We start from the raw sequence: 23,169 nt of genomic DNA on the forward strand, positions 1-23,169 counted from the left end.
CACTCACTCGATTCGAGTGCTAAACCCCAAGATTCTTGGACGTCCGGGAAGGGACGAGAGACACACATGGCAAAGATCATTGCTTTCAACGAGGAGGCCCGCCGCGGTCTCGAGCGTGGCCTCAACACGCTCGCCGACGCGGTCAAGGTGACCCTCGGCCCGCGCGGTCGCAACGTCGTGCTCGAGAAGAAGTGGGGCGCCCCCACCATCACGAACGACGGCGTGTCGATCGCCAAGGAGATCGAGCTCGACGACCCGTACGAGAAGATCGGCGCCGAGCTCGTCAAGGAGGTCGCGAAGAAGACCGACGACGTCGCCGGTGACGGCACCACCACCTCGGTCGTGCTCGCCCAGGCGCTCGTGCGCGAGGGCCTCCGCAACGTCGCCGCAGGCGCCGACCCCATCTCGCTGAAGCGCGGCATCGAGAAGGCCGTCTCGGCCGTCTCCGAGGAGCTCCTCGCCGCCGCCAAGGAGGTCGAGACCAAGGAGGAGATCGCCGCCACCGCGTCGATCTCGGCCGCAGACCCCCAGATCGGCGAGATCATCGCCGAGGCGATCGACAAGGTCGGCAAGGAGGGCGTCGTCACCGTCGAGGAGTCGAACACCTTCGGCACCGAGCTCGAGCTCACCGAGGGCATGCGCTTCGACAAGGGCTACCTGTCGGCGTACTTCGTCACCGACCCCGAGCGCCAGGAGGCGGTCTTCGAGGACCCGTACATCCTGATCGTCAACAGCAAGGTCTCGAACATCAAGGACCTGCTGCCCATCGTCGACAAGGTGATCCAGACCGGCAAGCAGCTGCTCATCATCGCCGAGGACGTCGACGGCGAGGCGCTCGCGACCCTGATCGTGAACAAGATCCGCGGCATCTTCAAGTCGGTCGCCGTCAAGGCCCCCGGCTTCGGCGACCGTCGCAAGGCGCAGCTCCAGGACATCGCGATCCTCACCGGCGGCCAGGTCATCTCCGAGGAGGTCGGCCTCAAGCTCGAGAACGTCACCCTCGACCTGCTCGGCCAGGCGCGCAAGGTCGTCATCACCAAGGACGAGACGACCATCGTCGAGGGCGCGGGCGACCCCGAGCAGATCGCCGGCCGCGTGGCCCAGATCCGCTCGGAGATCGAGAACACCGACTCCGACTACGACCGCGAGAAGCTCCAGGAGCGCCTCGCGAAGCTCGCCGGCGGCGTGGCCGTCATCAAGGCGGGCGCGGCCACCGAGGTCGAGCTCAAGGAGCGCAAGCACCGCATCGAGGACGCCGTCCGCAACGCGAAGGCCGCCGTCGAGGAGGGCATCGTCGCCGGTGGTGGCGTCGCCCTCATCCAGGCCGGCCAGAAGGCCTTCGGCAACCTCGAGCTCGACGGCGACGAGGCGACCGGCGCCAACATCGTGAAGGTCGCCATCGAGGCGCCGCTCAAGCAGATCGCCCTCAACGCGGGCCTCGAGCCGGGCGTCGTCGCGGCCAAGGTCGCGGAGCTCCCCGCGGGTCACGGCCTCAACGCCGCGACCGGCGAGTACGGCGACCTCGTCGCGCAGGGCATCATCGACCCCGCCAAGGTGACCCGCTCGGCGCTGCAGAACGCCGCGTCGATCGCCGGCCTCTTCCTCACCACCGAGGCCGTCGTCGCCGACAAGCCCGAGAAGAACCCGGCTCCGGTCGGCGACCCGACGGGCGGCATGGACTTCTAGTCCGCACACCTCAGGGCCTCGTGCCCGAACGCGATGGGCGTCTCCTCCGGGAGGCGCCCATCGTCGTGTCGGGGGCGAGTCGGGGGCTCCCTTCGTCGTGCTCGGGTCTGGGCACTCGGGTACTCGGATACTCGGGCACTCGGGTACACGAGCACTTCGAAACCTCGGAACTCGGGAGCCCCGGCACGTCGGAACTCCGGAACTCCGGACCTTCGTGACTTCGGACCTTCGCAACTTCGGAACTTCGGAACGTCGGAACTCGGGAACCGAGTGCACGGGTGGGACGGTCGCCGGCTGGCTGCGGGGCGAAGGCGCTCCGGTGCCCCGCCGCCTCGCCGAGGCGATGCCACCGGGCGCTACCGCAGGAACAGCCGCGCGTTCGCCTGCTCGGCCTCGGCGTACTGCGTCGCCGCGACGCCGAGGGCGTGGCTGAGCTGTGCCAGGCTCTGCTCCACATGCAGCTGCGTCGCGCGCCAGTCGGCGACCGCGCCCTGGAAGGCGGTGGCGGCCTGACCCGTCCACGACGACTGCAGGCCGGTGAGCTGCGCGACGAGCGACCCCACCTCCGACTGGATGCGGCCGATCGTGCCCTGCACCGACTGGGTGGCGGCGGACACCTGCGCGGCGTCGACGTGGTAGCTGGTCATGGTGATCCCTTCATCGATGGGTGGGACCCCACGGTAGGCCGACGGCCGCTGCCCGACCTCACGCCGGCGACATGCGGCACGCGGCATCCGCTCGACCACTCGTTGTCGAGGACGAGTGCGGACGTGAGCTCAGGCGCTCGTGACCGACTGGGGCGCGGCCGACGAGCCTGCGAGCGGAAGCGACACCCGGAAGGTCGCGCCGCCGCCCGGCGTCTCGACGACGTCGACGGAGCCGTTGTGCGCCGCGATGATCGACGACACGATCGCGAGCCCGAGGCCCGAGCCGCCCGTCTCGCGGGTGCGCGAGGTGTCGGCGCGCCAGAAGCGCTGGAAGATCTTCTCGCGGATCTGGGGCGGGATGCCCTCGCCGTGGTCGACGACCTCGATCATGGCGCGCTCCGCCGTGTCGTCGACCGACACCCGGATCTCGATCGGGCTGTCGTCGGTCGTGAACCGGATCGCGTTCGCCATGAGGTTCGTGATGACCTGGCGGATCTTGTTCTCCTCGGCGAGCACCACCGCGCGTCGCACGGGCGCGGTGACCATGCCGGCGGTCGTCGTCGTGACGGACTGCTGCTGGTCGGCCTGCGGCTCGGCGGCGGGGTACGTCGTGATGCGCGCGTCGGCGCTCGAGACGCGCGCCCGCGACGACTGCCCGCGACGCGATCCGGATGCCCCGGCGCCCGCGCGCTGGCCCGACCCGCGCCTCCCGGCGCCCGACGCCGGCGAGTCGCCGCGGGGACGTCGTCCGCGCAGTCGCGCGAGCGTGGCGCCCGCGAAGGAGATCGCTCCGGTCGGCGGCCGCTCGGGCTCCAGCTCCACCTCGAGCTCGGGCGTCGCCCCGCCTGCGGCATCCGCACCGCCGAGCTCTTCGGGCGCGATGACGGTGACCGTGCGGCCCGGGTTCGCGGCCATGGCGTCGAGCGCGGCGTCGCGGGCGAGCGGCACGAGGTCGACCTCGGCGAGCTCGAGCGGCTTGGCCTCGTCGAGTCGGGCGAGGGCCAGCAGGTCCTCGACGAGGCCGCCCATGCGGATGGCCTCCTTCTCGATGCGGTCCATGGCCTGCGCGACCTCGTCGGGGCTCTGCAGCGCGCCCATGCGGTAGAGCTCGGCGTAGCCGCGCACCGACACGAGCGGCGTGCGCAGCTCGTGCGACGCGTCGCCGACGAACCGGCGCATCTGCTCGATGGTGCGCGCGCGGTCGCGGAACGCCCGGTCGATGCGGTTGAGCATGGTGTTGAGGGAGCGGTTGAGGCGTCCGACCTCGGTGTTCGGGGTCGCGCCGCCGAGGCGCTGGCCGAAGTCGCCGTCGGCGATGGCCGCGGCCGTGCGCTCGACCTCGCGCAGCGGGGTGAAAGTCGACGTCACGAGCATGCGCGTGAGGAGGGCGCCGACGAGCACGACGCCGAGGCCGAAGCCGAGGAAGATCGTGAGGTACACGGCGAGCAGCCGCTCGGTGTCCTTCGACGAGATCGCGATGATGATCGGCGCGTAGTTGCCGTGCTTGTCGACCGTCATGACCGCGCTCACGGCCCGGAAGGTGGGCTGGCCGCTCGCGTCCTCGAGCGGGTACACGGTGTACTTGCCGCTCGTGCTGCGCTCGTTGGTGACGTTGACCTCGGCGACCGTGAGGCTCGACGGGATCTCGGGGTACGTCTCGCTGTCGCGCTGCTCCCAATTGTGGTCGAGGAGCTCGGCCGTCGCCGGGTCGTAGACCGCGACGAACACCTCGTCGGACGACGCGAACGAGAGGTCGCCGAGGTCGGCCCTCGCGCCGGGCGCGTTCTCGACCTCGAAGTACTTGTTCAGGTCGCCGGCGGCGATGGTGTCGAGCTTCGAGGCCATCTGGTCCTCGACGTACGAGCGCAGCATGGCCGCTGTGCCGATGCCCGAGACGAGCAGTCCGAGGGTCAGCATCAGCACCGTCACCCCGGTGATCTTGGTGCGCAGGGAGATGCGGTTCCACCGCTCGGAGATCGTCTGGTGCATGGCGGGCCGAGTCTAGGCGGCGAAGCCTGAGTCAGGGCTTGGAGGACTTCAGCATGTAGCCGAATCCCCGCTTCGTCTGGATGAGCGGCTCACTGGAGTGCTGGTCGAGCTTGCGACGCAGGTAGGAGATGTAGCTCTCGACGATGCCGGCGTCGCCGTTGAAGTCGTACTCCCACACGTGGTCGAGGATCTGCGCCTTCGACAGCACGCGGTTGGGGTTCAGCATGAGGTAGCGCAGCAGCTTGAACTCGGTGGGGGAGAGCTCGACGGGCACGTCGCCGACGAGCACCTCGTGCGTGTCCTGGTCCATCGTGAGCTCGCCCGTGCGGATGACGGCGTCCTCCTCGGCGTGCATCGTGCGGCGCAGGATCGCCTTGATGCGCGCGACGATCTCGTCGAGGCTGAACGGCTTGGTGACGTAGTCGTCGCCGCCGACGGTGAGGCCCGTGATCTTGTCCTCGGTGTCGTCCTTCGCGGTGAGGAAGAGGATCGGCGCCGTATACCCGGCCGACCGGAGGCGCTTGGTCACGCCGAAGCCGTTCATGTCGGGAAGCATGACGTCGAGGATGATGAGGTCGGGCTCCTCCTCGAGGACTGCGCTGATGGTCTGCGCGCCGTTGCCCACGGCGCGCACCGCGAACCCGGCGAACCGGAGGCTCGTCGTGAGGAGGTCGCGGATGTTGGGCTCGTCGTCGACGATGAGAATGCGGGGTCCATCGCTCATGGATCCCATTCTCTTGAAGTTCGCTGTGATCTGCCTGAGAGTCAGTTGGATGAATCGAATGCGCCGGCGATGCGCAGGCAGCATCCGCCGGCGCCCGGGTCGAGCAGCACTCGATCGGATGCCGCGCCGACCTCATCGGCCATTGCGCACACGAGCGCGTGGTTGAGGTCGCAGACGACGCCCGGATGCTGCTGCGCCAGCTTGTGGAACGGGCACGTGCCGAGCACCGTGTCGTCGCCCTCGGCGCGGGGCTCGAAGCCCTCGCGCAGGAGCGCGACCTCGAGATCGGCGGCCCCGGAGGCAAGTCGATGCCCCGCACGGCTCGCGGCGTCGCGGAGCGCGGCCTTCGGCGAGGCGCCCGCGGCGGCGTGCTCGATCGCCTCGGCCATGACGCTGCCCGCCACGGCGTAGAGGCGCCGCGGCACGCTCAGCGCGAACTCGGAATCGCCGCGGCGGTAGAGCTTCGCCGGTCGCCCGGCGCCGGGGCCCGAGCGGCCGTTCAGGCGCCGGAACTCCACGGCCAGCAGGCCGGCCGCGGCGAGGCGCTCGAGGTGGAAGGCGGCGGTGGACCGCGGGAGGTCGAGCTCGTGCGCGACGGCCTCGCGAGTGACACCCTCGTCGTGCTCGACCACTGCGGCGTAGACGCGCCGCCGCAGGGGGTCGGCGAGCAGGGCGGCGGCCGACCAGCGGCCGCCGGCCTCGGGTCCGCCGTCGGATGCCATGACGCGACTCTACTCTAAAAACAGGATCCGTTGACAGAAATCGGGGACCGACCTAGCGTCGATCGCACAGGGTGTCGAGGGCGCAACGGCCGAGGCGGACGCCCGGAGGAGGTGCGGGATGAGCCCGGAGGGAACGCCGGCGATCGTGTCGCTGCACGCCGTGACCGACGACGAACGGGCGCGTCCCGCCATCGACCGCGACCGCGCGCGGGCCGCCGTCGCCGACCTGCTCATCGCCCTCGGGCAGGACCTCGACTCGCCGCACCTCGCGGAGACGCCGCGGCGCGCCGCCGACGCGCTCATCGAGCTCCTCACCCCCGAGCCGTTCCGCGCCACGACGTTCCCCAACGACGAGGGGTGCGACGACCTCGTGGTCGTCGCCGGCATCCCGTTCCACTCGCTCTGCGAGCACCACCTGCTGCCGTTCCGCGGCGTCGCCCACGTCGGGTACCTGCCCGGCGACCGGCTCGTCGGCCTCTCGAAGCTGGCGCGCATCGTCGAGCAGTCCTCGCGGTCGCTCCAGGTGCAGGAGCGGATGACGCGGCAGCTCGCGGAGTGGCTCGAGCGCGAGCTCGCACCGCGCGGCACCGGCGTCGTGCTCGAGGCCGAGCATCTCTGCATGTCGCTGCGAGGGCCACGTATCGTGGGCAGCGTGACCACGACCAGGAGCTTCACCGGGCTCCTCCGAGACGACGAACGCCTCCGCCGCGAGTTCGAGTCGCGGTGCGACGCGCAGGGAATGGAGCGCACGAGATGAGCAGCGAGCACGGCATCGTCATCGTCGGCGGCGGCCTGGCGGGCGCGCGGGCGGCCGAGGGAGCGCGTGCCGCGGGCTACGACGGGCCCGTACGCATCGTCGCGGGCGAGGACGCCATGCCCTACATCCGACCCCCGCTCTCGAAGGAGTTCCTGAACGGCGCCGCCACCCGCGAGTCCGTCGACGTGCACCCCGCCGAGTGGTACGACGAGCACCGCGTCCAGGTGCTCCGCGGCATCCGTGCGACCGGGCTCGGCCTGCCGGAGCATCGCGTGCGGCTCGACGACGGACGCCACCTCGACTACGACCGGCTGCTGCTCGCGACGGGCTCGGCGCCGCGGCACTGGCCGGGCGCCGGCGCCGACCTCGAGGGCGTGCACGTGCTGCGCACGATCGGCGACTCGATCGCGCTGCGCGACCTGCTCTCGCCGGGCGGTCGTCGCATCGTGCTCATCGGGGCGGGCTGGATCGGGCTCGAGGTCGCGGCCGCCGCGCGCGGATACGGCAACGAGGTCACGGTCGTGGCGCCCGAGGCGGTGCCGCTCGAGGCCGCGATCGGGCCCGCAGCGGGCGAGGTGTTCGCGCGACTGCACCGCGAGCACGGCGTCGACCTGCGCATGTCCACGAAGGTCGACGGGATCGTCGGCGCCGACGGACGCGTGACCGGGGTCGCGCTCGAGGGCGGCGAGGTCGTGCCCGCCGACGCGGTCGTCGTCGGCATCGGCGCCGTGCCGCTCACGGGGCTCGCCGAGGAGGCCGGCATCGAGGTCGACAACGGCGTCGTGACGGATGCCGCGTTCCGCACGAGTGCCGACGACGTCTACGCCGTGGGCGACGTCGCGAGCGTCTTCCAGCCGTTCCTCGGCGAGCACCTGCGCACCGAGCACTGGGCGACCGCCGAGAACCAGGGCCCCGCCGCCGGACGCTCCATGGCGGGCGAGGCGGTCGAGTACGACGAGCCGCCCTACTTCTACACCGACCAGTACGATCTCGGCATGGAGTACTCGGGCTACGGGCCCCTCATGGCGGGCGTCGAGCCCGTGTTCCGGGGCGACGTGCCCGGGCGCGAGTTCATCGCCTTCTGGCTCGCCGACCACCGGGTCGTGGCGGGCATGAACGTCAACGTGTGGGACGTGAACGAGCAGGTGCAGGAGTTCATCCGCTCGCGTGCCCGCGTCGACGTCGACCGGCTGGTCGACCCGGCGATCCCGCTCGAGGTCGTGCTCCGCGAGGCCACCGCATGAGCCGTTCCTCCTGGGCCGCGGCGTGAGCCGCCCGCTCGGCTGGGTCGAGCCCGAGTACGCGCACCCGGTGCGCCGCATCGCCGGACGTGACGTCGACTTCCGGCGGACGATCGCGGTCATGGCCGTCGTGAACCGCACGCCCGACTCGTTCTACGACCGCGGCGCGACGTTCGGGCTCGACGCGGCGGTCGCCGCGGGCCGCCGCGCCGTCGAGCAGGGCGCCGCGTGGATCGACATCGGCGGCGCGAGGTTCGGCCCCGGCCCGGCGATCCCCGTCGAGGAGGAGATCGACCGCGTGGTGCCCGTCGTCGAGGCGCTCGCCGGTGCGGGCGCGGCGCTCTCGGTCGACACGTTCCACGCCGAGGTCGCGGCGGCGGCGATCGCCGCCGGAGCGCACGTGATCAACGACACCACGGGCCTGCACGACCCGGCGCTCGCCGATGTCGTCGCGGCATCCGATGCGACGCTCGTGATCACGCACAGCCGGGCCGAGCCGCGGCAGTGGTTCCCGCGGCCCGAGTACGACGACGTGGTCGCCGAGGTCGCCGCGTTCCTCGAGGAGCGCACCGCGCTCGCCGTGGCGCACGGGGTGCCCGAGGAGCGCATCGTGCTCGATCCGGGCCACGACCTCAACAAGAACACCCGGCACAGCCTCGAGCTCACGCGCCGCTTCGGCGAACTCACCCGGCTCGGGTTCCCGCTCGTGGCGGCCGTCTCGAACAAGGACTTCGTCGGCGAGGCGCTTGGCCGCCCGCGCGAGGAGCGGCTGGCGGGCTCGCTCGCGGCGGCGGTGTTCTGCGCGACCCAGGGTGCGCGCATCCTGCGCATGCACAACGTGCCCGAGTCGGTCGACGCGGCACGCATGGTCGAGGCGATCATGGGCTGGCGCGAGCCCGCGCACCTGAAGCACAACGTTGTCGACGGACCGAACGAGGAGTCATGAGCGCACCGACGCGGGAGCAGCTGCTCGAGGCCTACGCGATCGACGACCGGGCAACGCCCGCCGTGCGCATGAACTTCGTGATGAGCCTCGACGGGGCCGTCACGCTCGAGGGTCGCAGCGGCGGCCTGGGCGACGAGCACGACCGGCTCGCGATGCAGGTGCTGCGCACGCTCGCCGACGTGGTGCTGATCGGCGCCGGCACGGTGCGCGTCGAGGGCTACGGCGGGCTGCAGGTCGGCGAGGCGGATGCCGCGTGGCGGCGCGCGAACGGACTCGCCGCGCAGCCCAGGGTCGCCGTGGTGTCGTCGCGTCTCGACCTCTCGCCCGGGCATCCGTTCTTCGCGGACGCGGTCGAGCGTCCGATCGTGGTGACCCACGCCGCGGCGCCCGCGGATCGGCGCGAGGCGCTCGCCGAGGTCGCCGACGTGCTCGTCGGCGGCGCGGCATCCGTCGACGTGCGCGAGATGGTCGACGCGCTCGCCGAGGCCGGGCTGCCACAGGTGCTGTGCGAGGGCGGACCGCACCTGTTCGGCTCGCTCATCGAGGCCGACCGCGTCGACGAGCTGTGCCTGAGCCTCAGTCCGCTGCTCGTCGCGGGTGCGGCGGGGCGGATCGTGCGCGGCGCGCCAGAGGTCGAGCGGGCGATGCGGCTCGTGCACGCGATCCCGGCGGGGGACCTGCTGCTGCTGCGGTATTCGCGCCGGCGCTGAGCTCAGCGCACCGGCCGGTACACGAGGTGCGTCACGAGCGACGTGCCGCGTGCCGACACCTGCTCGAACCGCTGCCGCGGGACGCCCTCGAAGAGGCGCTCGCCGGCGCCGAGGACGGCCGGCGAGACGTGCACGCGCAGCTCGTCGATGAGGCCGGCGGCGAGGAACTGGTTCACGGTCGACGCGCCGCCCGCGACCGCGACGTTGCGCTCGCCCGCCGCCGCGCGTGCCCGCTCGAGCGCCGCGTGGATGCCATCGGTCACGAAGTGGAACGTGGTGCCGCCCTCCATGGGGACCGGCTCGCGCTCCCGATGCCCGAGCACGAACACGGGTCCGTGGTACGGCGGCTCGTCGCCCCACCACCCCTTCCAGTCGAGGTCCCACTCGCCGCGGTCGGGTCCGAACATGTTGCGGCCCATGATGAACGCGCCCGCGTCGACGATGGCGTCGACCTCGGCCCGGTTCTCGTCGGCCGCGTCGAACATCCAGGCGTGCAGCCAGCCCTCGTCGATGTCGCCGAGCGGCTGCTCGAGGCTCTGGTCGATCCCGGCTGAGTAGCCGTCCATGGAGACGGAGATGTCGCACGTGACGATGGGCATGGTGTTCCTCCTCGAACGAGTCCACGGTCGCAACTGGTGCGAGCCTACGAGGAACCGCCGACGCCGGCGATCAGGCCGCGATGGCGTGCGCGTCGAGGATCGTGTAGCTGTAGCCCTGCTCTGCGAGGAACCGCTGGCGGTTCTGCGCGAAGTCCTGGTCGACCGTGTCGCGGGCGACGAGCGTGTAGAAGTTCGCCGAGAGGCCCGACTCCTTGGGGCGGAGCAGGCGGCCGAGGCGCTGCGCCTCCTCCTGGCGCGAACCGAACGAGCCCGACACCTGGATGGCGACGGTCGCCTCAGGGAGGTCGACCGAGAAGTTCGCGACCTTCGACACGACCAGCACGGGCGTACGGCCGTCGCGGAACTCCTGGAACAGCCGCTCCCGCTCGTCGACCGGCGTCGCACCGGTGAGCTGGGGGGCGTCGAGCGCCTCGGCGAGCTCGTCGATCTGGTCGAGGTACTGGCCGATCACGAGGATCCGCTCGCCCTCGTGCCGCGCGACGAGCTGTCGCACCACGTCGAGCTTCGCCGGCGCGGTGGCGGCGAGCCGGTAGCGCTCGTCGTCGGCGGATGCCGCGTACGCGAGCCGCTCGGACTGGGGCAGGTCGATGCGCACCTCGTAGCAGGCCGCGGGCGAGATGAAGCCCTGCGCCTCGATCTCCTTCCACGGGGCGTCGAACCGCTTGGGGCCGATGAGCGAGAACACGTCGCCCTCGCGGCCGTCCTCGCGCACGAGCGTCGCGGTCAGGCCGAGCCGGCGGCGGGCCTGGAGCTCGGCGGTCAGCTTGAACACGGGCGCGGGCAGCAGGTGCACCTCGTCGTAGACCACGAGGCCCCAGTCGAGCGCGTCGAGGAGCGCCAGGTGGGCGTACTCGCCCTTCCGCTTGGCGGTGAGGATCTGGTACGTCGCGATCGTGACGGGCTTCACCTCCTTCACCTGCCCCGAGTACTCGCCGATCTCCTCGGCGGTGAGGCTCGTGCGCTTGAGGAGCTCGTCGCGCCACTGCCGGGCGGAGACGGTGTTCGTGACGAGGATGAGGGTCGTGGTCTTGGCGGTCGCCATCGCACCCGCGCCCACGAGCGTCTTGCCCGCGCCGCACGGCAGCACGACCACGCCCGAACCGCCGTCGAAGAAGTTGTCGACGGCCTTCTGCTGGTAGTCGCGCAGGTGCCAGTCGTGCTGGTCGAGGTCGATCTCGTGCGGCGTGCCCGGCGTGTAGCCGGCGAGGTCCTCGGCGGGCCAGCCGAGCTTCACGAGCTCCTGCTTGAGCTGGCCGCGCGCCCACGCCTCCACGAGGAAGCTCGAGTCGTCGAGGCGCTCGGTCAGGAGCGGCGCGATCCGCTTCGCGTTGGCCACCTCGGTGAGCACCGCGATGTCGTCGCTGTGCAGGCGCAGCGCGCCGTCGTCGGTGCGGTCGACGACGAGCCGGCCGTAGCGCGCGACGGTCTCGCGCATGTCGACGGACACCGTCTGCGGGACCGGGAACTTCGCGTACCGCTCGAGCGTGCCGAGCATGTCGTCGGCGTCGTGCCCCGCCGCCCGCGCGTTCCACAGGCCGAGCCGCGTGATGCGGTAGGTGTGCACGTGCTCGGGTGCGCGCTCGAGCTCGGCGAAGACCGCGAGGTCGTGCCGCGCGTCCTCGGCGAGGGGATGCGCGACCTCGAGGAGCACGGTCCGGTCGCTCTGCACGATGAGGGGGCCGTCTGACATAACCGTCGAGTCTACGCCTGCTTCGTGACGTGACGGCCGACGTCGCGGGTCGAGGAGCGCCGGGCGGAGCCGGACGCGTCTCGAAACCCGTGCACGCGGCTCAGACGTTCGTGGGCGCCGGCGACACCGCGGCGATGGCCGACAGCGGCAGCGTTCGCTCGATGTCGGCCTTGCGATCGCGGGCACGCAGGCGGCCGTTCGCGACGCTCGCGGGCGCCAGCAGGTAGTCGGCGGTCTGGCCGCCGGGCATGCGCACGGTGACCGTGAGCGTCTCCTTGGCGCGGGCCGCCGCCTCGAGCTGGCGTGCGAGCCACGCCTGCTCGGTCGCGCCCTCGTCGCCGGTGGCGAGCACGCGGTCGAGCATCGCGGCGATCGGGTCGGTCTTCGGCGGCGGAGCGGGCGCGGGCGCGAGTCGGTGGCGCTTCAGACGGATGATGTCGCCGTTCGCGTCCTCGGCGGCCACGGGGTACTTCGCGTCGGAGAGCGCCCAGAACACCACGTCGGGCGTGAACCGCGAGAGCAGGCGGTGCGGGCCCGTCTGCCGGAGCCCGAGCGAGGTGAGCGACTGGTCGACCGCGAGCGTGCGCACGAGCTGCTCGTCGTCGGAGCGGATGGACGCGCGCGCCGGGGCATCCGCCTCGTCGGCCGCGGCGACCCGCACCGAGCCGAACCGCGTCGACGCCTCGGCCACGAGGTACTCGAGCGGCTGCGGGATGCCCGTCAGCGACAGCCCGCCGAGGAACTCGAGGATCGACTCGGCCGACTCGCCGGCGGCCAGGCCGCGGTTCACGGATGCCGCGTTGATGCGATAGGTCGATGCGAGGTCGCGCCCCTCGACGTCCGCGAACCCGCGCAGCCTGCCGTCGAGCGCGGGCTCGAGCGGACCGGGGGAGACGACCGTGAGGTCGTGCTGCAGGTACACCTTGTCGACCTGCGCCGGGAAGTGCGCGGCGAGCGTCCGCGCGGCGCGGTCGATGTCGCCGGCGAGCACGAGGCGGCCCGGCTCGATGGGCTCGCCCGCCACCGCGAGCCCCAGCGCCTCGGCCTCGGCGACGAGCCGGTCGAGCCCGTCCTCGATCCAGCGGCCGCCCGCCGGGTAGAACCAGTGCACGTCGTCGCGCAGGTCGGTGGCCGTGAGGTTCTCGCTGCGCCGGGCGACGAGTTCGCGCAGCGGCGCCGGCACGCGGTCGCGCCAGCACTCGGCGAGGCGCCGCCAGCGCCGGGCTGCGCTCTGCTGCGTCCACTCCGCGCCGAGGTCGGACTCGAGCCAGAAGGCGCCGTCGCGCACCACGAGGCCGGCCTCGTCGGCGCGGTGGAACAGCCGTGGGAGCGACTCGAGCGCGACGCCGCTCACCTCGGCGAGTCGCTTCGAGTCGGGCAGCGCGAGGCCGCCCTTCGCGAGCTCGCGGGCGGGCTGGTTGCCGAGCTCCGCGAGCAGCTCCGCGGTCGCCGCGACGGTCGCGTACGCGGTCTCGGCCGCGCGTCGCTCGAGCAGGCTGCGGTCGACGTCGTCGACGCCGACGAGCACGGGCGGAGCGGGGGCGGCGAGCTCGTCGGCCGGCGGGATGTCGCGCGGCGTGTGCACCCCGATGCGGCCCGTGATCGCGGTGGGCACGTGCACATGGTCGTCGGAGTCCACCACCATCAGGAGCGCGGCGAGCTCATCGACGAGGGCGGGCGCGGCATCCGCCAGCTCGTCGGTGGCCCCGAGCTCCTGCAGCCTGCCGTGGACGGCCTCGAGCGTGGTGTCGCCGTGCTCGTCGGCCACGTCGGATGCCGCGGCGAGCACGGCGAGGTGGCGGCGGTCGAGCCGGCTCAGCGCGTGGTCGACGGAGTCGGGTGCGAGCAGCACCTCGGCGAGGTCGAAGAGGTCGCGCACGCCGGAGGCGTCGAACTCGCGCGCCTGCAGTGCCGACGCGAGTCCGGGTCGCGGCAGCCCCCTGAGTCGTGCGGCGAGCTCGAGCATCGGCCGCCGGTCAGCTCGATCCGGCCCGGCCGGCGCGGGCTCGACGGACGCCGTTGACGATGAGGAGCGCGATGAGGAGGAGGAACGCGATGGGCAGCCCGAACAACGGGAGCGTGAGCACGATGGGCCAGACGCCCTGGCTGAAGCCGTCGTTCGCCCCGGCTCCGACGGCCGTGCCGATCATGACCGCGATGAACGCGAGGATCGAGAGCCCCACGATCGCGACGAACATGTACGCGAGGATGCGCTCGGCGCGGTGCTGGGTCACGGGACCGGAATCGCTCACTTTCCCAGAATAGGGCAGGCGGCCGTCCTCGGGGTCGAGGACTCCTAGACTGGATGGAGCACGGCGACGCGGTCCAGCGCGCCCTCCGACGCGAGCGAGGTTCACACGATGCCCACCGGCAAGGTCAAGTTCTACGACGAGGAGAAGGGGTTCGGCTTCATCAGCTCCGATGACGGCCAGGAGGTCTTCCTCCACGCGTCCGCCCTCCCCGCCGGCGCGACCGTGCGCAGCGGCACCCGCCTCGAGTTCGGCGTCGCCGAGGGCAAGCGCGGCGCGCAGGCCCTCTCGGTGCGCGTGCTCGACGCGCCGGTGAGCCTCACCAAGATCAACCGCAAGCCAGCCGACGACATGGCGATCATCGTCGAGGACGTCGTGAAGGTGCTCGACGGCATCGGCGCCGACCTGCGCCGCGGCCGCTACCCCGACAAGTCCAAGGCGCGCACGGTCGCAGCGGTGCTGCGCAAGGTGGCAGACGATCTGGATGCCTGAGCCGACCGAGCAGACCGAGGCGCCGGCCGAGGCGGTCGAGGCATCCGAGGCGACGGATGCCGCGGACGCGGCCGAGTCGACGGATGCCGCGGGCGCGGCCGAGTCGGATGCCGCGGCACGGGCCGTGCCGGCCCCGGTGTTCGAGCCCGACGCGGTGCTCCTCGACGCGGTCGACCTCGCTCGGCGCGCGCTCCTCGAGGTGACCGCGCCCGAGACGGTCGGATCGGTCGTCGGCCACCTCGTCGAGGACGAGCACGTGCTCACGCTGCTCTTCGCCGCCGACCTCGCCGGCTACCCCGGCTGGCGCTGGAGCGTCACGATCGCCCGGGTGGACGACGCCGAGCCGACCGTGCTCGAGACCGAGCTCATGCCCGGCGACGCCGCACTGCTCGCGCCCGAGTGGATCCCGTGGTCGGAGCGCCTCGCCGAGTACCGCGCGGCCCAGGAGGCGGCCGCCGCAGCCGCTGCTGAGGCAGCGGGCGAGGACGACGGGGAGCCCGAGGGCGAGTCCGACGAGGACGAGGACGAGGACGGGGTCGACGAGTCCGACCTCGACGACGAGTCCGATGACGACGACGAGGACGACGACGACGACGAGGACGACGAGGACGACCTCGACGACGACGAGGACGAGGACGACGAGTCCGACCTCGACGACGACGTCGAGCTCGACGCCGCGTTCGGACACGACGACGGGCACGACGAGTTCGACGGGATCGACATCGACGCGCTCGACGACTCGGCCGACGCGGACGAGTCCGAGGATCAGCCGGCCGACCCGGCCTCCTGACGCGCGGCGCGTCGGCGGATCAGCTGCACCACGACGAGCCCGATCACGCCGAGGGCGAGCCCGGTGACGGCCGCCCACAGCAGCCAGCCGAGCCCGGCGGCCTCGAGCTGGGCTCGGAAGACGAGCGACGCGACGAGCGCGACGAGCCACGCGACGGTGCCGACGAGCACCGCCTTGCGGGCGTCGGCCCGTGCCGGCGCCGGATCGGGACGTCGCTCCGACTCGCTCAGCCAGAGGCGCACGGGGCTCAGTCCATCCGCTCGAGCACGTAGTCGATCGATGCGGTGAGCGCGCGCACGTCGTCGGGCTCGATCGCCGTGAAGGTCGCGACGCGCAGCTGGTTGCGGCCGAGCTTGCGGTAGGGCTCGGTGTCGACGACGCCGTTCTCCCTGAGGATCGACGCGATGCGCGCGGCATCCGTCGACTCGTCGAAGTCGATGGTGACGACGACCTGCGAGCGGTCCGCGGCATCCGTGACGAAGGGCGTCGCGACCGGCGTGCGCCCCGCCCAGTCGTAGAGCACCGACGACGACTCGCGCGTGCGGGCGTCGGCCCAGGCGAGGCCGCCCGACCCGTTCATCCAGTCGAGCTGGCTCTCGAGCAGGAGCAGGGTCGCGAGCGCCGGCGTGTTCAGCGTCTGGTTCAGCCGCGAGTTGTCGATCGCGTTCTTCAGGGAGAGGAACTCGGGGATGTAGCGGTCGCTCGCGGCGAGGCGCTCGACGCGCTCGATCGCGGCGGGGGAGAACAGGGCGAACCACAGGCCGCCGTCGGAGGCGAAGTTCTTCTGCGGCGCGAAGTAGTAGACGTCGAACTCGGCGGGGTCGACCGCGACGCCGCCCGCGGCGCTCGTCGCGTCGACGACCGTGAGCGCGCCCGGGTCGCCGGCGACCCGGCGCACGGGCGCCATGACGCCCGTGGAGGTCTCGTTGTGCGGCCACGCGTAGACGTCGACGCCCTCGACGGGCTCGGGGTCCGACCGCGTGCCCGCGTCCGCCTTGCGCACGTCGGGCGCCTCGAGCCACGGCGCACCCGCGGCCGCGGCGAACTTCGCGCCGAACTCGCCGAACGAGCAGAGCTGCGCCCGGCGGTCGATGAGCCCGGATGCCGCGGCGTCCCAGAAGGCGGTGGACCCGCCGTTTCCGAGCACGACCTCGTAGCCATCGGGCAGCGAGAAGAGGTCGGCGATGCCGGTGCGGACGCGGCCGACGAGGCCCTTCACGGGAGCCTGGCGGTGCGACGTGCCGAGGAGGCGGGGACCCTCGGCCGCGAGGTGCGCGAGCTGCTCGGGGCGGACCTTCGAGGGCCCGCAGCCGAATCGTCCGTCGGCGGGCAGGAGGTCGCTGGGGATGACGAGGCTCGGCATGCGACGAGTCTAGCGAGGGGGTGGTGGCCGCTAGGCTTGATGACGGGCTGCGACAGGGAGGGCTTCCGGTGACCGATCTCATCGACACGACGGAGATGTACCTCCGCACGATCCTCGACCTCGAGGAGGAGAACATCGTGCCGCTGCGCGCCCGGATCTCCGAGCGCCTCGGCCACTCCGGCCCCACCGTGTCGCAGACGGTCGCGCGCATGGAGCGCGACGGCCTCGTGGTCGTCTCGGGCGACCGCCACCTCGAGCTCACGCCCGCCGGCCGCAGCAAGGCCGTGCACGTCATGCGCAAGCATCGCCTCGCCGAGCGGCTCCTCGCCGACGTCATCGGCCTCGACTGGGAATACGTCCACGACGAGGCATGCCGCTGGGAGCACGTGATGAGCGAGCAGGTCGAGCGCCGGCTCATCGAGCTGCTCGGCCAGCCGCGCGAGTCGCCGTACGGCAACCCCATCCCGGGGCTGGAGGAGCTCGGCGTCCCCGCGGCCGATCCGTTCATGTCGGGCGTCGTCCGCGTGCTCGACGCGGTGACGGCGAGCGACGAGCCCGTGCGGGGCGTCGTCCGCCGCCTCGGGGAGCCCGTGCAGTTCGACCCCGAGCTGCTCTCGCAGCTCAAGCAGGCGGGCATCGTGCCCGGCGCGAAGGCGGTCTTCAGCTCCGCCGGCCCCTACGTCCTGGTCGAGGTCGACGGCGTCGACGGCGGGCTCGAACTGCCGTCCGAAGTCGCCGGCCACATCTTCGTCGCCGAATAAATCCCTGATCACGGCCACACCGTGATCGGAATGTGACATTCGGGCCTGCCTCGCGTATTGTCGTTCGGGTCCGCCGGCACGAAGCCGGTCGGCGGAACAGGATCGAGATCGCCCCCAGGCACCCACCGCTCGATTCAGAACCCGTGACGCGCCGCGTGCGCACGAGGTGGGACGACCGCAACCCGGGTCGTGGGGCGGCGGAGGACACGTTTTGGCTCGAATCTCCCGGCGAGGCGCCACCCGTACCGGCGCTCGCAGGGCCCTCGTGACGGCGCATGCCGCACCCAAGGCCCCAGCCCCCAGATCCACCGACCTCGCCGCGAAGGCCTCCTCCGCGGCACCGCTCCCCTCGACCGCCCGTCGCCTTCGCCGCGGCGGGGTCGCGAACATCGTAGTCATGACCGTCGCCGCCGGCATCGTCGGCACGCTGGCGATCCCGGCCTACGCGTTCGCGCCGGGCTCCCAGGGGCCGCAGTTCGGCACCACCGCCGAGACGTCGCTCACGAAGGCGCAGGCCCAGTCCGTCGAGGTGACCGATGACGTCGTCGCCGCGCAGGCCTCCAAGGACACCTTCTCCGTCACCACCGGCGAGGAGATCCGCGCTGCCGAAGAGGCCGAGGCCGCCCGACTGGCCGCCGAGGCGGAGATGGCCTCCTACGCCGCCGCCTATTCCGGCCTCTCCGCCGACGAGCTCGCCGCGAACCCGGTCTACGGCTCCGCCGACCCGTCGAGCGTCTACGCCGTCGCCCAGCAGTACCTCGGCGTGCCGTACGTCTACGGCGGCGCAACGCCGGCCGGCTTCGACTGCTCGGGCCTCGTCAAGTACGTCTACGCGCAGTTCGGCATCAACCTCCCCCACTCGTCCTCCGCGCAGGGTGCGGCCGGCACGCAGATCCCCGAGTCGCAGGCGGTTCCCGGCGACCTCGTGGTGATGTCCGGGCACATCGGCTTCTACGCGGGCAACGGCCAGATCCTGCACGCGCCCTACGAGGGAACCGTCGTGCGCATCCAGCCGATCTGGACGAGCGACTACTGGATCGTGCGCATCTGAGATGTGAACACCTCGTGACACGAAGCGGGAATGGCGCGCCGGAGGGTTCCGGTGCGCCATTCGTGCTTTAGCCTTGAACCCTGACGATCCGAGAACCGGGCAGGGGAAGCCGATGGTCGCGACGCGCAGCATCCATTCCACGGATGCGCGCGCGCAGTTCCGCCAACGGCACAGCAGTCAGCCGAGCACGATCCGGGCGAACACGCCGACGGGCACTGTCGTAACGACGGTGCCCGTTCTTCGTCTCCGGGCTGTTCCGCGACGCCTGATCGCCGCTCCTCCGGTGCGCCATGACGCGCGCTCGTCGTCGATCCGTTCACGCGGCTGGAAGCCATCCAGCACCGATCGAAAGGCACCCCATGCGCACACTCGTGCTCAACGCGGGCTATGAGCCCCTCGCCGTCGTCTCGTTCAAGCGCGCCCTGCTCCTGGTCATGAACCAGAAGGCCACCGTGCTCCTCCACGAGGAGGGCAATCCGGTGTACGCGACGAGCGGTTCGTGGGAGCGTCCCAGCGTCATCCTGCTCACTCGCTACGTGCGAACACCCCGGGTGCACGCCGTGCCGGTGAGCCGACGCGGGGTGCTGCGGCGCGACGAGCACCGGTGCGCGTACTGCGGTCGGTCGGCGGCGACGATCGACCACGTGCTGCCGCGTTCGCGCGGCGGCCGGGACACGTGGGAGAACCTCGTCGCCTGCTGCCTCCGCTGCAACAACACCAAGGGCGACCACACGCCGGCCGAGATGGGCTGGCAGCTGCGCTTCACCCCGGGGATGCCGCAGGGTCGCAGCTGGGTGGTGCGCGGGTTCGAGCGGCCGCTTCCGCAGTGGGACGAGTACCTCGCGATCGCGGCCTGAACGGTAAGTGACTTCGCTGCGCTCGTGCCCTATGGTGGTACGAGTCCGGAGACCCGACCTCCGGAACGCCCGATGAAGCCACCCCGTTCCGGGCTGCACTGCGGCCTCCGACGGGATCCGGAGGTCCCTCTGTTGCACGGTGACGAGAACGACGCCCCCGAGCTCACCCGCTCCGAGCGCCGAGCGGCCGACCGCGGCCGCGCTCGTCGCACCGCGCCGAAGCAGGGCCGACGTGCTCGAGCGGCACGAGCGGATGCCGCGGCCGCGGCACCCGCGACCCGTGTCGTCGTGGCATCCGCGAGTCGGGCTCGCGACGTCGTCGCCGCATCCCGTCCGGCCCGCCGCAACGGGCCCGCGCGCGTGTTCGCGACCGTGCTCGTGATTCCCGCGATCGTGGGCACCGTGGCGCTGCCCGCCTACGCGATGATCCCCGGCGGCGGGTTCGAGGCATCCGGTGCGTTCAGCCTGACCCGCGCACAGGCGCAGAACGTCGACGTGTCGGCGCTCGCGAGCGGCAAGCCCGTCTCGAGCGACGCCTACTCGATCACCACCAAGGCCGAGATCGACGCCGCCGCCGCCGAGGCCGAGCGCGCGACGTACGGCGCGCAGCTCAACCGCTCGGGGGCGTACTACACGCCGGCCCAGCAGGCCGAGGGCGACGACTATCCCTGGTGGAACGAGACCCCCGACGACTACGGCGGGGGTCTCTCGCCGCTCCGGTACTACTACCGGGAGTGCGTCGACTTCGTGGCGTGGCGCCTCAACCGCGACGCCGGCGTCACGAGCGCGCCGTGGAAGTGGGATTGGGGCAACCTCGCGTCGGGCAGCGCGTACGCCTGGGCCGACGAGTGGGTCCGGCGCGGCTGGGCCACGAGCAGCGACCCGATCGTGGGCTCGGTCGCCTGGTTCCCGTACAACCACGTGGCCTACGTGCAGTCGGTGAACGGCGACGGCACGGTCACGATCGAGGAGTACAACCAGAACAGCGACCACTCCTACCACGTGCGCACCATCCCCAACGGGTCGGCGATCTACCTCTACCCGCCGGTCTGACCCCGACCTTGTCGACGCCGTGGCGAAAACGGCACGCAACGTTGGACGACTCGGACAGTGACCTCAGGTGCGCGCCTCCCGTAACGTGGGACCTCATTCCACGGAGGAGCAGGTGACGGCGATGACGCAGCCCTTGGACGAGGCACGACTCGAGGAGATCGGGTTCGTCGACGAGCTCGCGCCCACGACCTCCGCGATCGTCGTCCTGGGCTACAACTGACGCTCACCGTCCTCGGCTGACGCGCCGCCGCGGCGCCGGCCTCAGGGAACGCGTGCGAGGCACGCGGGCGCCGGCGTGCCGATGGTCCCGACGATCTCCGTGGGCACGCCATCCTCCAGGCGGACCACCGCGATCGAGTCCGACTGCTGGTCGGCCACGAGCGCGTGCCCCTCGTCGTGCGTGACGTGCAGGTCGCGCGGGTGGCGCCCGCCGGTCGGCACGGATGCCGCGTGCTCCAGCGTGCGCGCCACGGGGTCGAAGCGCAGGGCGACCAGGGCGTCCGCGTCCCGGTCGCCGACGAGCACCGTGCCCGCCCGCGTGAGCCGGATCGCGGAGAGGCCGAGTCCGCGCGCCGCGACGTGCTCGTCGACGGGGAACGCCGCGAGCTCGCGGCCGGCGATGAGGTCGATCACGCTCGCGGTGCGGTCGAGCTCGTTCGCGACGATCGCCACGTCGCCGGTGATCACGAGGTGGCGCGGCCCCGCGCCCGCGTGGATCGCGATGTCGTCGGTCTCGACGTGCGGCAGCTCGGCGGGCAGCCCGCCGAGCGCGAGCACCCGGATCCGGTCGGAGCCCAGGTCGGGCACGAGGAGCCGTCCGCGCGCGCCGTCCACGACGGCCTGGTGCGGATGCGGCGACGCCTGCCGCTCCGCGTTCGGCCCCGAGCCCGCGAAGGGGATCGAGAACACGGCCGACGCCGCGACATCCGGTGCCGACGGGTGCGCCGTGAGCCGCCCGCCCGAGTAGTTCGCGGCGAACGCCCACGCGCCCGACTCGTCGAACGCGACGTGGCACGGGTCCGCGGCATCCGTCGACCCCGGCGGGCCGAAGCGGAGCACGGCGTCGCCCTCGAGCGTCCACGTCGACACGGCGCCGTCGGCGACCTCGTGCACGATCGCGAGCACGCCCGTCGCGGCCGACACGGCGAGGAACATGGGGTTCGTCCCGACGTCGACCGGCTCGCCGAGCCTCGCCGAGCCGTCGGCGGCGACGTCGAGCGGGCGGATGCCGCGCGCCGCCGAGCCGAGCGCGCCGATCGTCGACGCGCCCACCCAGAACCTCGTGGTCTCCGATGCCGGCATGGTCGCTCCTCCCGCGGCCGTGCCGCATCCGCGGGCGCGCTCGCGCCGCTGAACACGCTACCCCGAGCCGGTAGACTCGTGCGGTCAGCCTCTGTAGCTCAATGGAAGAGCAGCTCCGTCCTAAGGAGAGGGTTGGGGGTTCGAGTCCCTCCAGGGGCACCGTGCGAGCGCGGCCGCGTCGATGATCGCCGGAATCCAGGCGGGATCATGGACCGTCGAAGCATCCGGACATTCGGCTCTCACCGATGGTTATCCACATAACCATCGGTAAGAATGAGGCATGACGACGGATCGGACACGGGGCGGGCCGGCGCGGCCGTGGCCGCCGATCACGTACGAGCGCGTGGAGTGGGACCGCTCGGAGACGACGGCCGGAATCTCCCGGCGAGCGGCCCTTCGCGCCAGGGGGCGGTACGACGCCGCCGTGCCGCCCACGATCGCCGCGCTGCGGGTGCCGCCGATCGCGGCAGACGTCGCGACCGCCGCCGAGGACGCGATCATCGAGCTCGGCCGATTCGACGGGGAGGTCGGTGCCGTCACCGCGCCGTTCTCGGCCATCCTGCTCCGCAGCGAGAGCGCGGCGAGCTCCGAGATCGAACAGCTCACCGCCTCCGCGAAGAGCATCGCGCTGGCCGAGCTCGGACGGAAGGCGGGGCAGAACTCGCGCGCGATCGTCGGCAACGTCCGGGCCATGGAGGCCGCGATCGACATGGCCGAGGACCTGGATGCCTCGAGCATCATCCGCATGCAGGCCGAGATCCTGCGAGACGACCGGCCCGAGCACACCGGCGGCTGGCGCGAGCAGCCGGTGTGGATCGGCGGCGGCTACACGAACAGCCCGCACTCCGCCTCGTTCGTGCCGCCGCGCCACGACCGGGTTCCCGCGCTGATGGACGACCTGGTCGCGTTCGCGCGTCGCACCGACCTGCCGGCCCTGCCGCAGGTCGCGATCGCGCACGCCCAGTTCGAGACGATCCATCCCTTCCCCGACGGCAACGGCCGCACCGGGCGGGCGCTCATCCAGGCGATGCTCCACCGGCTCGGCGTGACCCGGAACGTCACCGTGCCGGTGTCGGCCGGCCTCCTGCGGGACACACGCGGGTACTTCGACGCGCTTACCGCCTATCGCGACGGCGACGTGGAGCCGATCGTGCGCGAGCTCGCCGAGGCGTCGAGCGAGGCGATCCGCAACGGTCGCCGACTCGTGGCCGACCTCACCGACGTGCGATCGAGGTGGGAGTCGGCGACGACCGCGCGCGCCGGGAGCGCCGGGCGTCGACTCCTCGACGTCCTGCAGCGGCAGCCCGTCATCGACGCCAGGCTCGCCGGCGAGGAGCTGCACGTCAGCGCGCGCAATGCGCAGAACGGCATCGATCGACTCGTCGACGACGGCATCCTGCACCAGATCGGGAACGCCGAGCGCGGGCGCGCCTACGAGGCGCGCGAGGTGCTCGTCGCGCTCGATGCGTTCGCCGCGCGCGCGAAGCGGACGCCGCGGCGGTAGCGCAGCCGCCGTCGC

General features: G+C 72.0%; 23 protein-coding genes and 1 tRNA gene. 13 read left to right on the forward strand and 11 right to left on the reverse strand.

Going from position 1 to position 23,169, the window contains the following annotated elements:
- Nucleotides 1-66: 66 nt before the first annotated feature.
- Nucleotides 67-1,686: a chaperonin GroEL gene (gene groL, locus FYC51_RS12910; protein WP_148733973.1), complete on the forward strand. Its 1,620-nt coding sequence runs from the start codon at nucleotides 67-69 to the stop codon at nucleotides 1,684-1,686.
- A gap of 356 nt (nucleotides 1,687-2,042) precedes the next feature.
- On the opposite strand, the gene FYC51_RS12915 is transcribed toward groL, so the two are convergent.
- The 4 genes from FYC51_RS12915 to FYC51_RS12930 all read right to left on the reverse strand — a co-directional run bounded on the left by FYC51_RS12915 (nucleotide 2,043) and on the right by FYC51_RS12930 (nucleotide 5,768).
- Nucleotides 2,043-2,333 (reverse strand): WXG100 family type VII secretion target, encoded by a 291-nt coding sequence (locus FYC51_RS12915; protein ID WP_148733974.1) that lies wholly within the window; start codon nucleotides 2,331-2,333, stop codon nucleotides 2,043-2,045.
- 129 nt (nucleotides 2,334-2,462) lie between these two features.
- Nucleotides 2,463-4,322: a sensor histidine kinase gene (locus FYC51_RS12920; RefSeq protein WP_148733975.1), complete on the reverse strand. Its 1,860-nt coding sequence runs from the start codon at nucleotides 4,320-4,322 to the stop codon at nucleotides 2,463-2,465.
- 31 nt (nucleotides 4,323-4,353) lie between these two features.
- A complete protein-coding gene (locus FYC51_RS12925) occupies nucleotides 4,354-5,046 on the reverse strand; it encodes a response regulator transcription factor (RefSeq protein ID WP_148733976.1) in 693 nt (230 codons plus the stop codon).
- 41 nt (nucleotides 5,047-5,087) lie between these two features.
- Nucleotides 5,088-5,768, reverse strand: coding sequence for a helix-turn-helix transcriptional regulator (locus FYC51_RS12930; protein ID WP_148733977.1), 681 nt, complete (start codon nucleotides 5,766-5,768; stop codon nucleotides 5,088-5,090).
- 118 nt (nucleotides 5,769-5,886) lie between these two features.
- Here FYC51_RS12930 and folE point away from each other — a divergent pair, with 118 nt between their 5' ends.
- From folE to FYC51_RS12950, 4 genes are read left to right on the forward strand one after another with little or no spacing between them, the layout of a single operon-like run.
- Nucleotides 5,887-6,525, forward strand: coding sequence for a GTP cyclohydrolase I (folE, locus tag FYC51_RS12935; RefSeq protein ID WP_148733978.1), 639 nt, complete (start codon nucleotides 5,887-5,889; stop codon nucleotides 6,523-6,525).
- Nucleotides 6,522-7,769, forward strand: coding sequence for an NAD(P)/FAD-dependent oxidoreductase (locus tag FYC51_RS12940; protein WP_148733979.1), 1,248 nt, complete (start codon nucleotides 6,522-6,524; stop codon nucleotides 7,767-7,769). Before folE ends, FYC51_RS12940 begins: the two co-directional genes overlap by 4 nt.
- A gap of 22 nt (nucleotides 7,770-7,791) precedes the next feature.
- Nucleotides 7,792-8,712: a dihydropteroate synthase gene (gene folP / locus FYC51_RS12945; protein ID WP_420797238.1), complete on the forward strand. Its 921-nt coding sequence runs from the start codon at nucleotides 7,792-7,794 to the stop codon at nucleotides 8,710-8,712.
- The gene (locus FYC51_RS12950) at nucleotides 8,709-9,422 is read left to right on the forward strand and encodes a pyrimidine reductase family protein (protein ID WP_148733980.1); all 714 of its coding nucleotides are present in this window, start codon (nucleotides 8,709-8,711) and stop codon (nucleotides 9,420-9,422) included. Before folP ends, FYC51_RS12950 begins: the two co-directional genes overlap by 4 nt.
- A 2-nt stretch (nucleotides 9,423-9,424) precedes the next feature.
- Here the strand turns inward: FYC51_RS12950 and FYC51_RS12955 are convergent, their stop codons facing one another.
- The 4 genes from FYC51_RS12955 to FYC51_RS12970 form a co-directional block, all read right to left on the reverse strand.
- Nucleotides 9,425-10,021: a dihydrofolate reductase family protein gene (locus FYC51_RS12955; RefSeq protein ID WP_148733981.1), complete on the reverse strand. Its 597-nt coding sequence runs from the start codon at nucleotides 10,019-10,021 to the stop codon at nucleotides 9,425-9,427.
- 70 nt (nucleotides 10,022-10,091) lie between these two features.
- Nucleotides 10,092-11,732: a DNA repair helicase XPB gene (locus FYC51_RS12960; RefSeq protein ID WP_148733982.1), complete on the reverse strand. Its 1,641-nt coding sequence runs from the start codon at nucleotides 11,730-11,732 to the stop codon at nucleotides 10,092-10,094.
- A 100-nt stretch (nucleotides 11,733-11,832) separates the two neighbouring features.
- Entirely contained in the window at nucleotides 11,833-13,698 is a 1,866-nt protein-coding gene (locus FYC51_RS12965) for a helicase-associated domain-containing protein (protein WP_148733983.1), read from the reverse strand.
- A 10-nt stretch (nucleotides 13,699-13,708) separates the two neighbouring features.
- On the reverse strand, nucleotides 13,709-13,984 hold the full coding sequence (locus tag FYC51_RS12970) for a multidrug ABC transporter ATPase (protein WP_238476324.1): 276 nt from the start codon (nucleotides 13,982-13,984) through the stop codon (nucleotides 13,709-13,711).
- Between the two features lie 108 nt (nucleotides 13,985-14,092).
- Between FYC51_RS12970 and FYC51_RS12975 the strand changes: the two genes are divergently transcribed.
- Together FYC51_RS12975 and FYC51_RS12980 are read left to right on the forward strand one after the other, a co-directional pair.
- Nucleotides 14,093-14,473 carry a cold-shock protein gene (locus FYC51_RS12975; protein WP_148733984.1) on the forward strand — a complete coding sequence of 127 codons (381 nt, stop codon included), beginning with the start codon at nucleotides 14,093-14,095 and terminating at the stop codon, nucleotides 14,471-14,473.
- A complete protein-coding gene (locus tag FYC51_RS12980) occupies nucleotides 14,466-15,263 on the forward strand; it encodes a DUF3027 domain-containing protein (RefSeq protein ID WP_148733985.1) in 798 nt (265 codons plus the stop codon). Before FYC51_RS12975 ends, FYC51_RS12980 begins: the two co-directional genes overlap by 8 nt.
- Here the strand turns inward: FYC51_RS12980 and FYC51_RS12985 are convergent.
- Both FYC51_RS12985 and serC read right to left on the reverse strand, forming a co-directional pair.
- A complete protein-coding gene (locus FYC51_RS12985) occupies nucleotides 15,239-15,505 on the reverse strand; it encodes a DUF2530 domain-containing protein (protein ID WP_148733986.1) in 267 nt (88 codons plus the stop codon). The two genes, FYC51_RS12980 and FYC51_RS12985, sit on opposite strands and share 25 nt — an antisense overlap.
- Nucleotides 15,506-15,510: 5 nt before the next feature.
- Nucleotides 15,511-16,626: a phosphoserine transaminase gene (gene serC / locus FYC51_RS12990; protein ID WP_148733987.1), complete on the reverse strand. Its 1,116-nt coding sequence runs from the start codon at nucleotides 16,624-16,626 to the stop codon at nucleotides 15,511-15,513.
- 68 nt (nucleotides 16,627-16,694) lie between these two features.
- Between serC and FYC51_RS12995 the strand changes: the two genes are divergently transcribed.
- The 4 genes from FYC51_RS12995 to FYC51_RS13010 all read left to right on the forward strand — a co-directional run bounded on the left by FYC51_RS12995 (nucleotide 16,695) and on the right by FYC51_RS13010 (nucleotide 20,348).
- Entirely contained in the window at nucleotides 16,695-17,387 is a 693-nt protein-coding gene (locus FYC51_RS12995) for an iron-dependent transcriptional repressor DtxR (RefSeq protein ID WP_148733988.1), read from the forward strand.
- Nucleotides 17,388-17,784: 397 nt separating this feature from the next.
- A complete protein-coding gene (locus FYC51_RS13000; RefSeq protein WP_148733989.1) occupies nucleotides 17,785-18,438 on the forward strand; it encodes a C40 family peptidase in 654 nt (217 codons plus the stop codon).
- A gap of 359 nt (nucleotides 18,439-18,797) precedes the next feature.
- Nucleotides 18,798-19,295, forward strand: coding sequence for an HNH endonuclease (locus FYC51_RS13005; RefSeq protein ID WP_148733990.1), 498 nt, complete (start codon nucleotides 18,798-18,800; stop codon nucleotides 19,293-19,295).
- Between the two features lie 132 nt (nucleotides 19,296-19,427).
- Nucleotides 19,428-20,348, forward strand: a complete 921-nt coding sequence (locus FYC51_RS13010) for a CHAP domain-containing protein (protein ID WP_187432614.1) — start codon at nucleotides 19,428-19,430, stop codon at nucleotides 20,346-20,348.
- A gap of 261 nt (nucleotides 20,349-20,609) precedes the next feature.
- Here the strand turns inward: FYC51_RS13010 and FYC51_RS13015 are convergent, their stop codons facing one another.
- Nucleotides 20,610-21,650 carry a lactonase family protein gene (locus tag FYC51_RS13015; RefSeq protein WP_148733992.1) on the reverse strand — a complete coding sequence of 347 codons (1,041 nt, stop codon included), beginning with the start codon at nucleotides 21,648-21,650 and terminating at the stop codon, nucleotides 20,610-20,612.
- An 87-nt stretch (nucleotides 21,651-21,737) separates the two neighbouring features.
- Between FYC51_RS13015 and FYC51_RS13020 the strand changes: the two genes are divergently transcribed.
- Both FYC51_RS13020 and FYC51_RS19745 read left to right on the forward strand, forming a co-directional pair.
- Nucleotides 21,738-21,809, forward strand: a tRNA-Arg gene (locus tag FYC51_RS13020).
- 121 nt (nucleotides 21,810-21,930) lie between these two features.
- Nucleotides 21,931-23,154, forward strand: coding sequence for a Fic family protein (locus tag FYC51_RS19745; protein WP_148733993.1), 1,224 nt, complete (start codon nucleotides 21,931-21,933; stop codon nucleotides 23,152-23,154).
- The last annotated feature ends 15 nt before the right edge of the window (nucleotides 23,155-23,169 follow it).

Source organism: Agromyces mariniharenae, assembly GCF_008122505.1.
In the GTDB taxonomy this organism is placed as follows: Bacteria; Actinomycetota; Actinomycetes; order Actinomycetales; family Microbacteriaceae; genus Agromyces; species Agromyces mariniharenae.

Coding starts and splice junctions, on each gene's coding strand:
- groL (WP_148733973.1), top strand. CDS start 67: ATGGCAAAGATCATTGCTTTCAACGAGGAGGCCCGCCGCGGTCTCGAG.
- FYC51_RS12915 (WP_148733974.1), bottom strand. CDS start 2,333: ATGACCAGCTACCACGTCGACGCCGCGCAGGTGTCCGCCGCCACCCAG.
- FYC51_RS12920 (WP_148733975.1), bottom strand. CDS start 4,322: ATGCACCAGACGATCTCCGAGCGGTGGAACCGCATCTCCCTGCGCACC.
- FYC51_RS12925 (WP_148733976.1), bottom strand. CDS start 5,046: ATGAGCGATGGACCCCGCATTCTCATCGTCGACGACGAGCCCAACATC.
- FYC51_RS12930 (WP_148733977.1), bottom strand. CDS start 5,768: ATGGCATCCGACGGCGGACCCGAGGCCGGCGGCCGCTGGTCGGCCGCC.
- folE (WP_148733978.1), top strand. CDS start 5,887: ATGAGCCCGGAGGGAACGCCGGCGATCGTGTCGCTGCACGCCGTGACC.
- FYC51_RS12940 (WP_148733979.1), top strand. CDS start 6,522: ATGAGCAGCGAGCACGGCATCGTCATCGTCGGCGGCGGCCTGGCGGGC.
- FYC51_RS12950 (WP_148733980.1), top strand. CDS start 8,709: ATGAGCGCACCGACGCGGGAGCAGCTGCTCGAGGCCTACGCGATCGAC.
- FYC51_RS12955 (WP_148733981.1), bottom strand. CDS start 10,021: ATGCCCATCGTCACGTGCGACATCTCCGTCTCCATGGACGGCTACTCA.
- FYC51_RS12960 (WP_148733982.1), bottom strand. CDS start 11,732: ATGTCAGACGGCCCCCTCATCGTGCAGAGCGACCGGACCGTGCTCCTC.
- FYC51_RS12965 (WP_148733983.1), bottom strand. CDS start 13,698: ATGCTCGAGCTCGCCGCACGACTCAGGGGGCTGCCGCGACCCGGACTC.
- FYC51_RS12975 (WP_148733984.1), top strand. CDS start 14,093: ATGCCCACCGGCAAGGTCAAGTTCTACGACGAGGAGAAGGGGTTCGGC.
- FYC51_RS12980 (WP_148733985.1), top strand. CDS start 14,466: ATGCCTGAGCCGACCGAGCAGACCGAGGCGCCGGCCGAGGCGGTCGAG.
- serC (WP_148733987.1), bottom strand. CDS start 16,626: ATGCCGAGCCTCGTCATCCCCAGCGACCTCCTGCCCGCCGACGGACGA.
- FYC51_RS13000 (WP_148733989.1), top strand. CDS start 17,785: ATGACCGTCGCCGCCGGCATCGTCGGCACGCTGGCGATCCCGGCCTAC.
- FYC51_RS13005 (WP_148733990.1), top strand. CDS start 18,798: ATGCGCACACTCGTGCTCAACGCGGGCTATGAGCCCCTCGCCGTCGTC.
- FYC51_RS13015 (WP_148733992.1), bottom strand. CDS start 21,650: ATGCCGGCATCGGAGACCACGAGGTTCTGGGTGGGCGCGTCGACGATC.
- FYC51_RS19745 (WP_148733993.1), top strand. CDS start 21,931: ATGACGACGGATCGGACACGGGGCGGGCCGGCGCGGCCGTGGCCGCCG.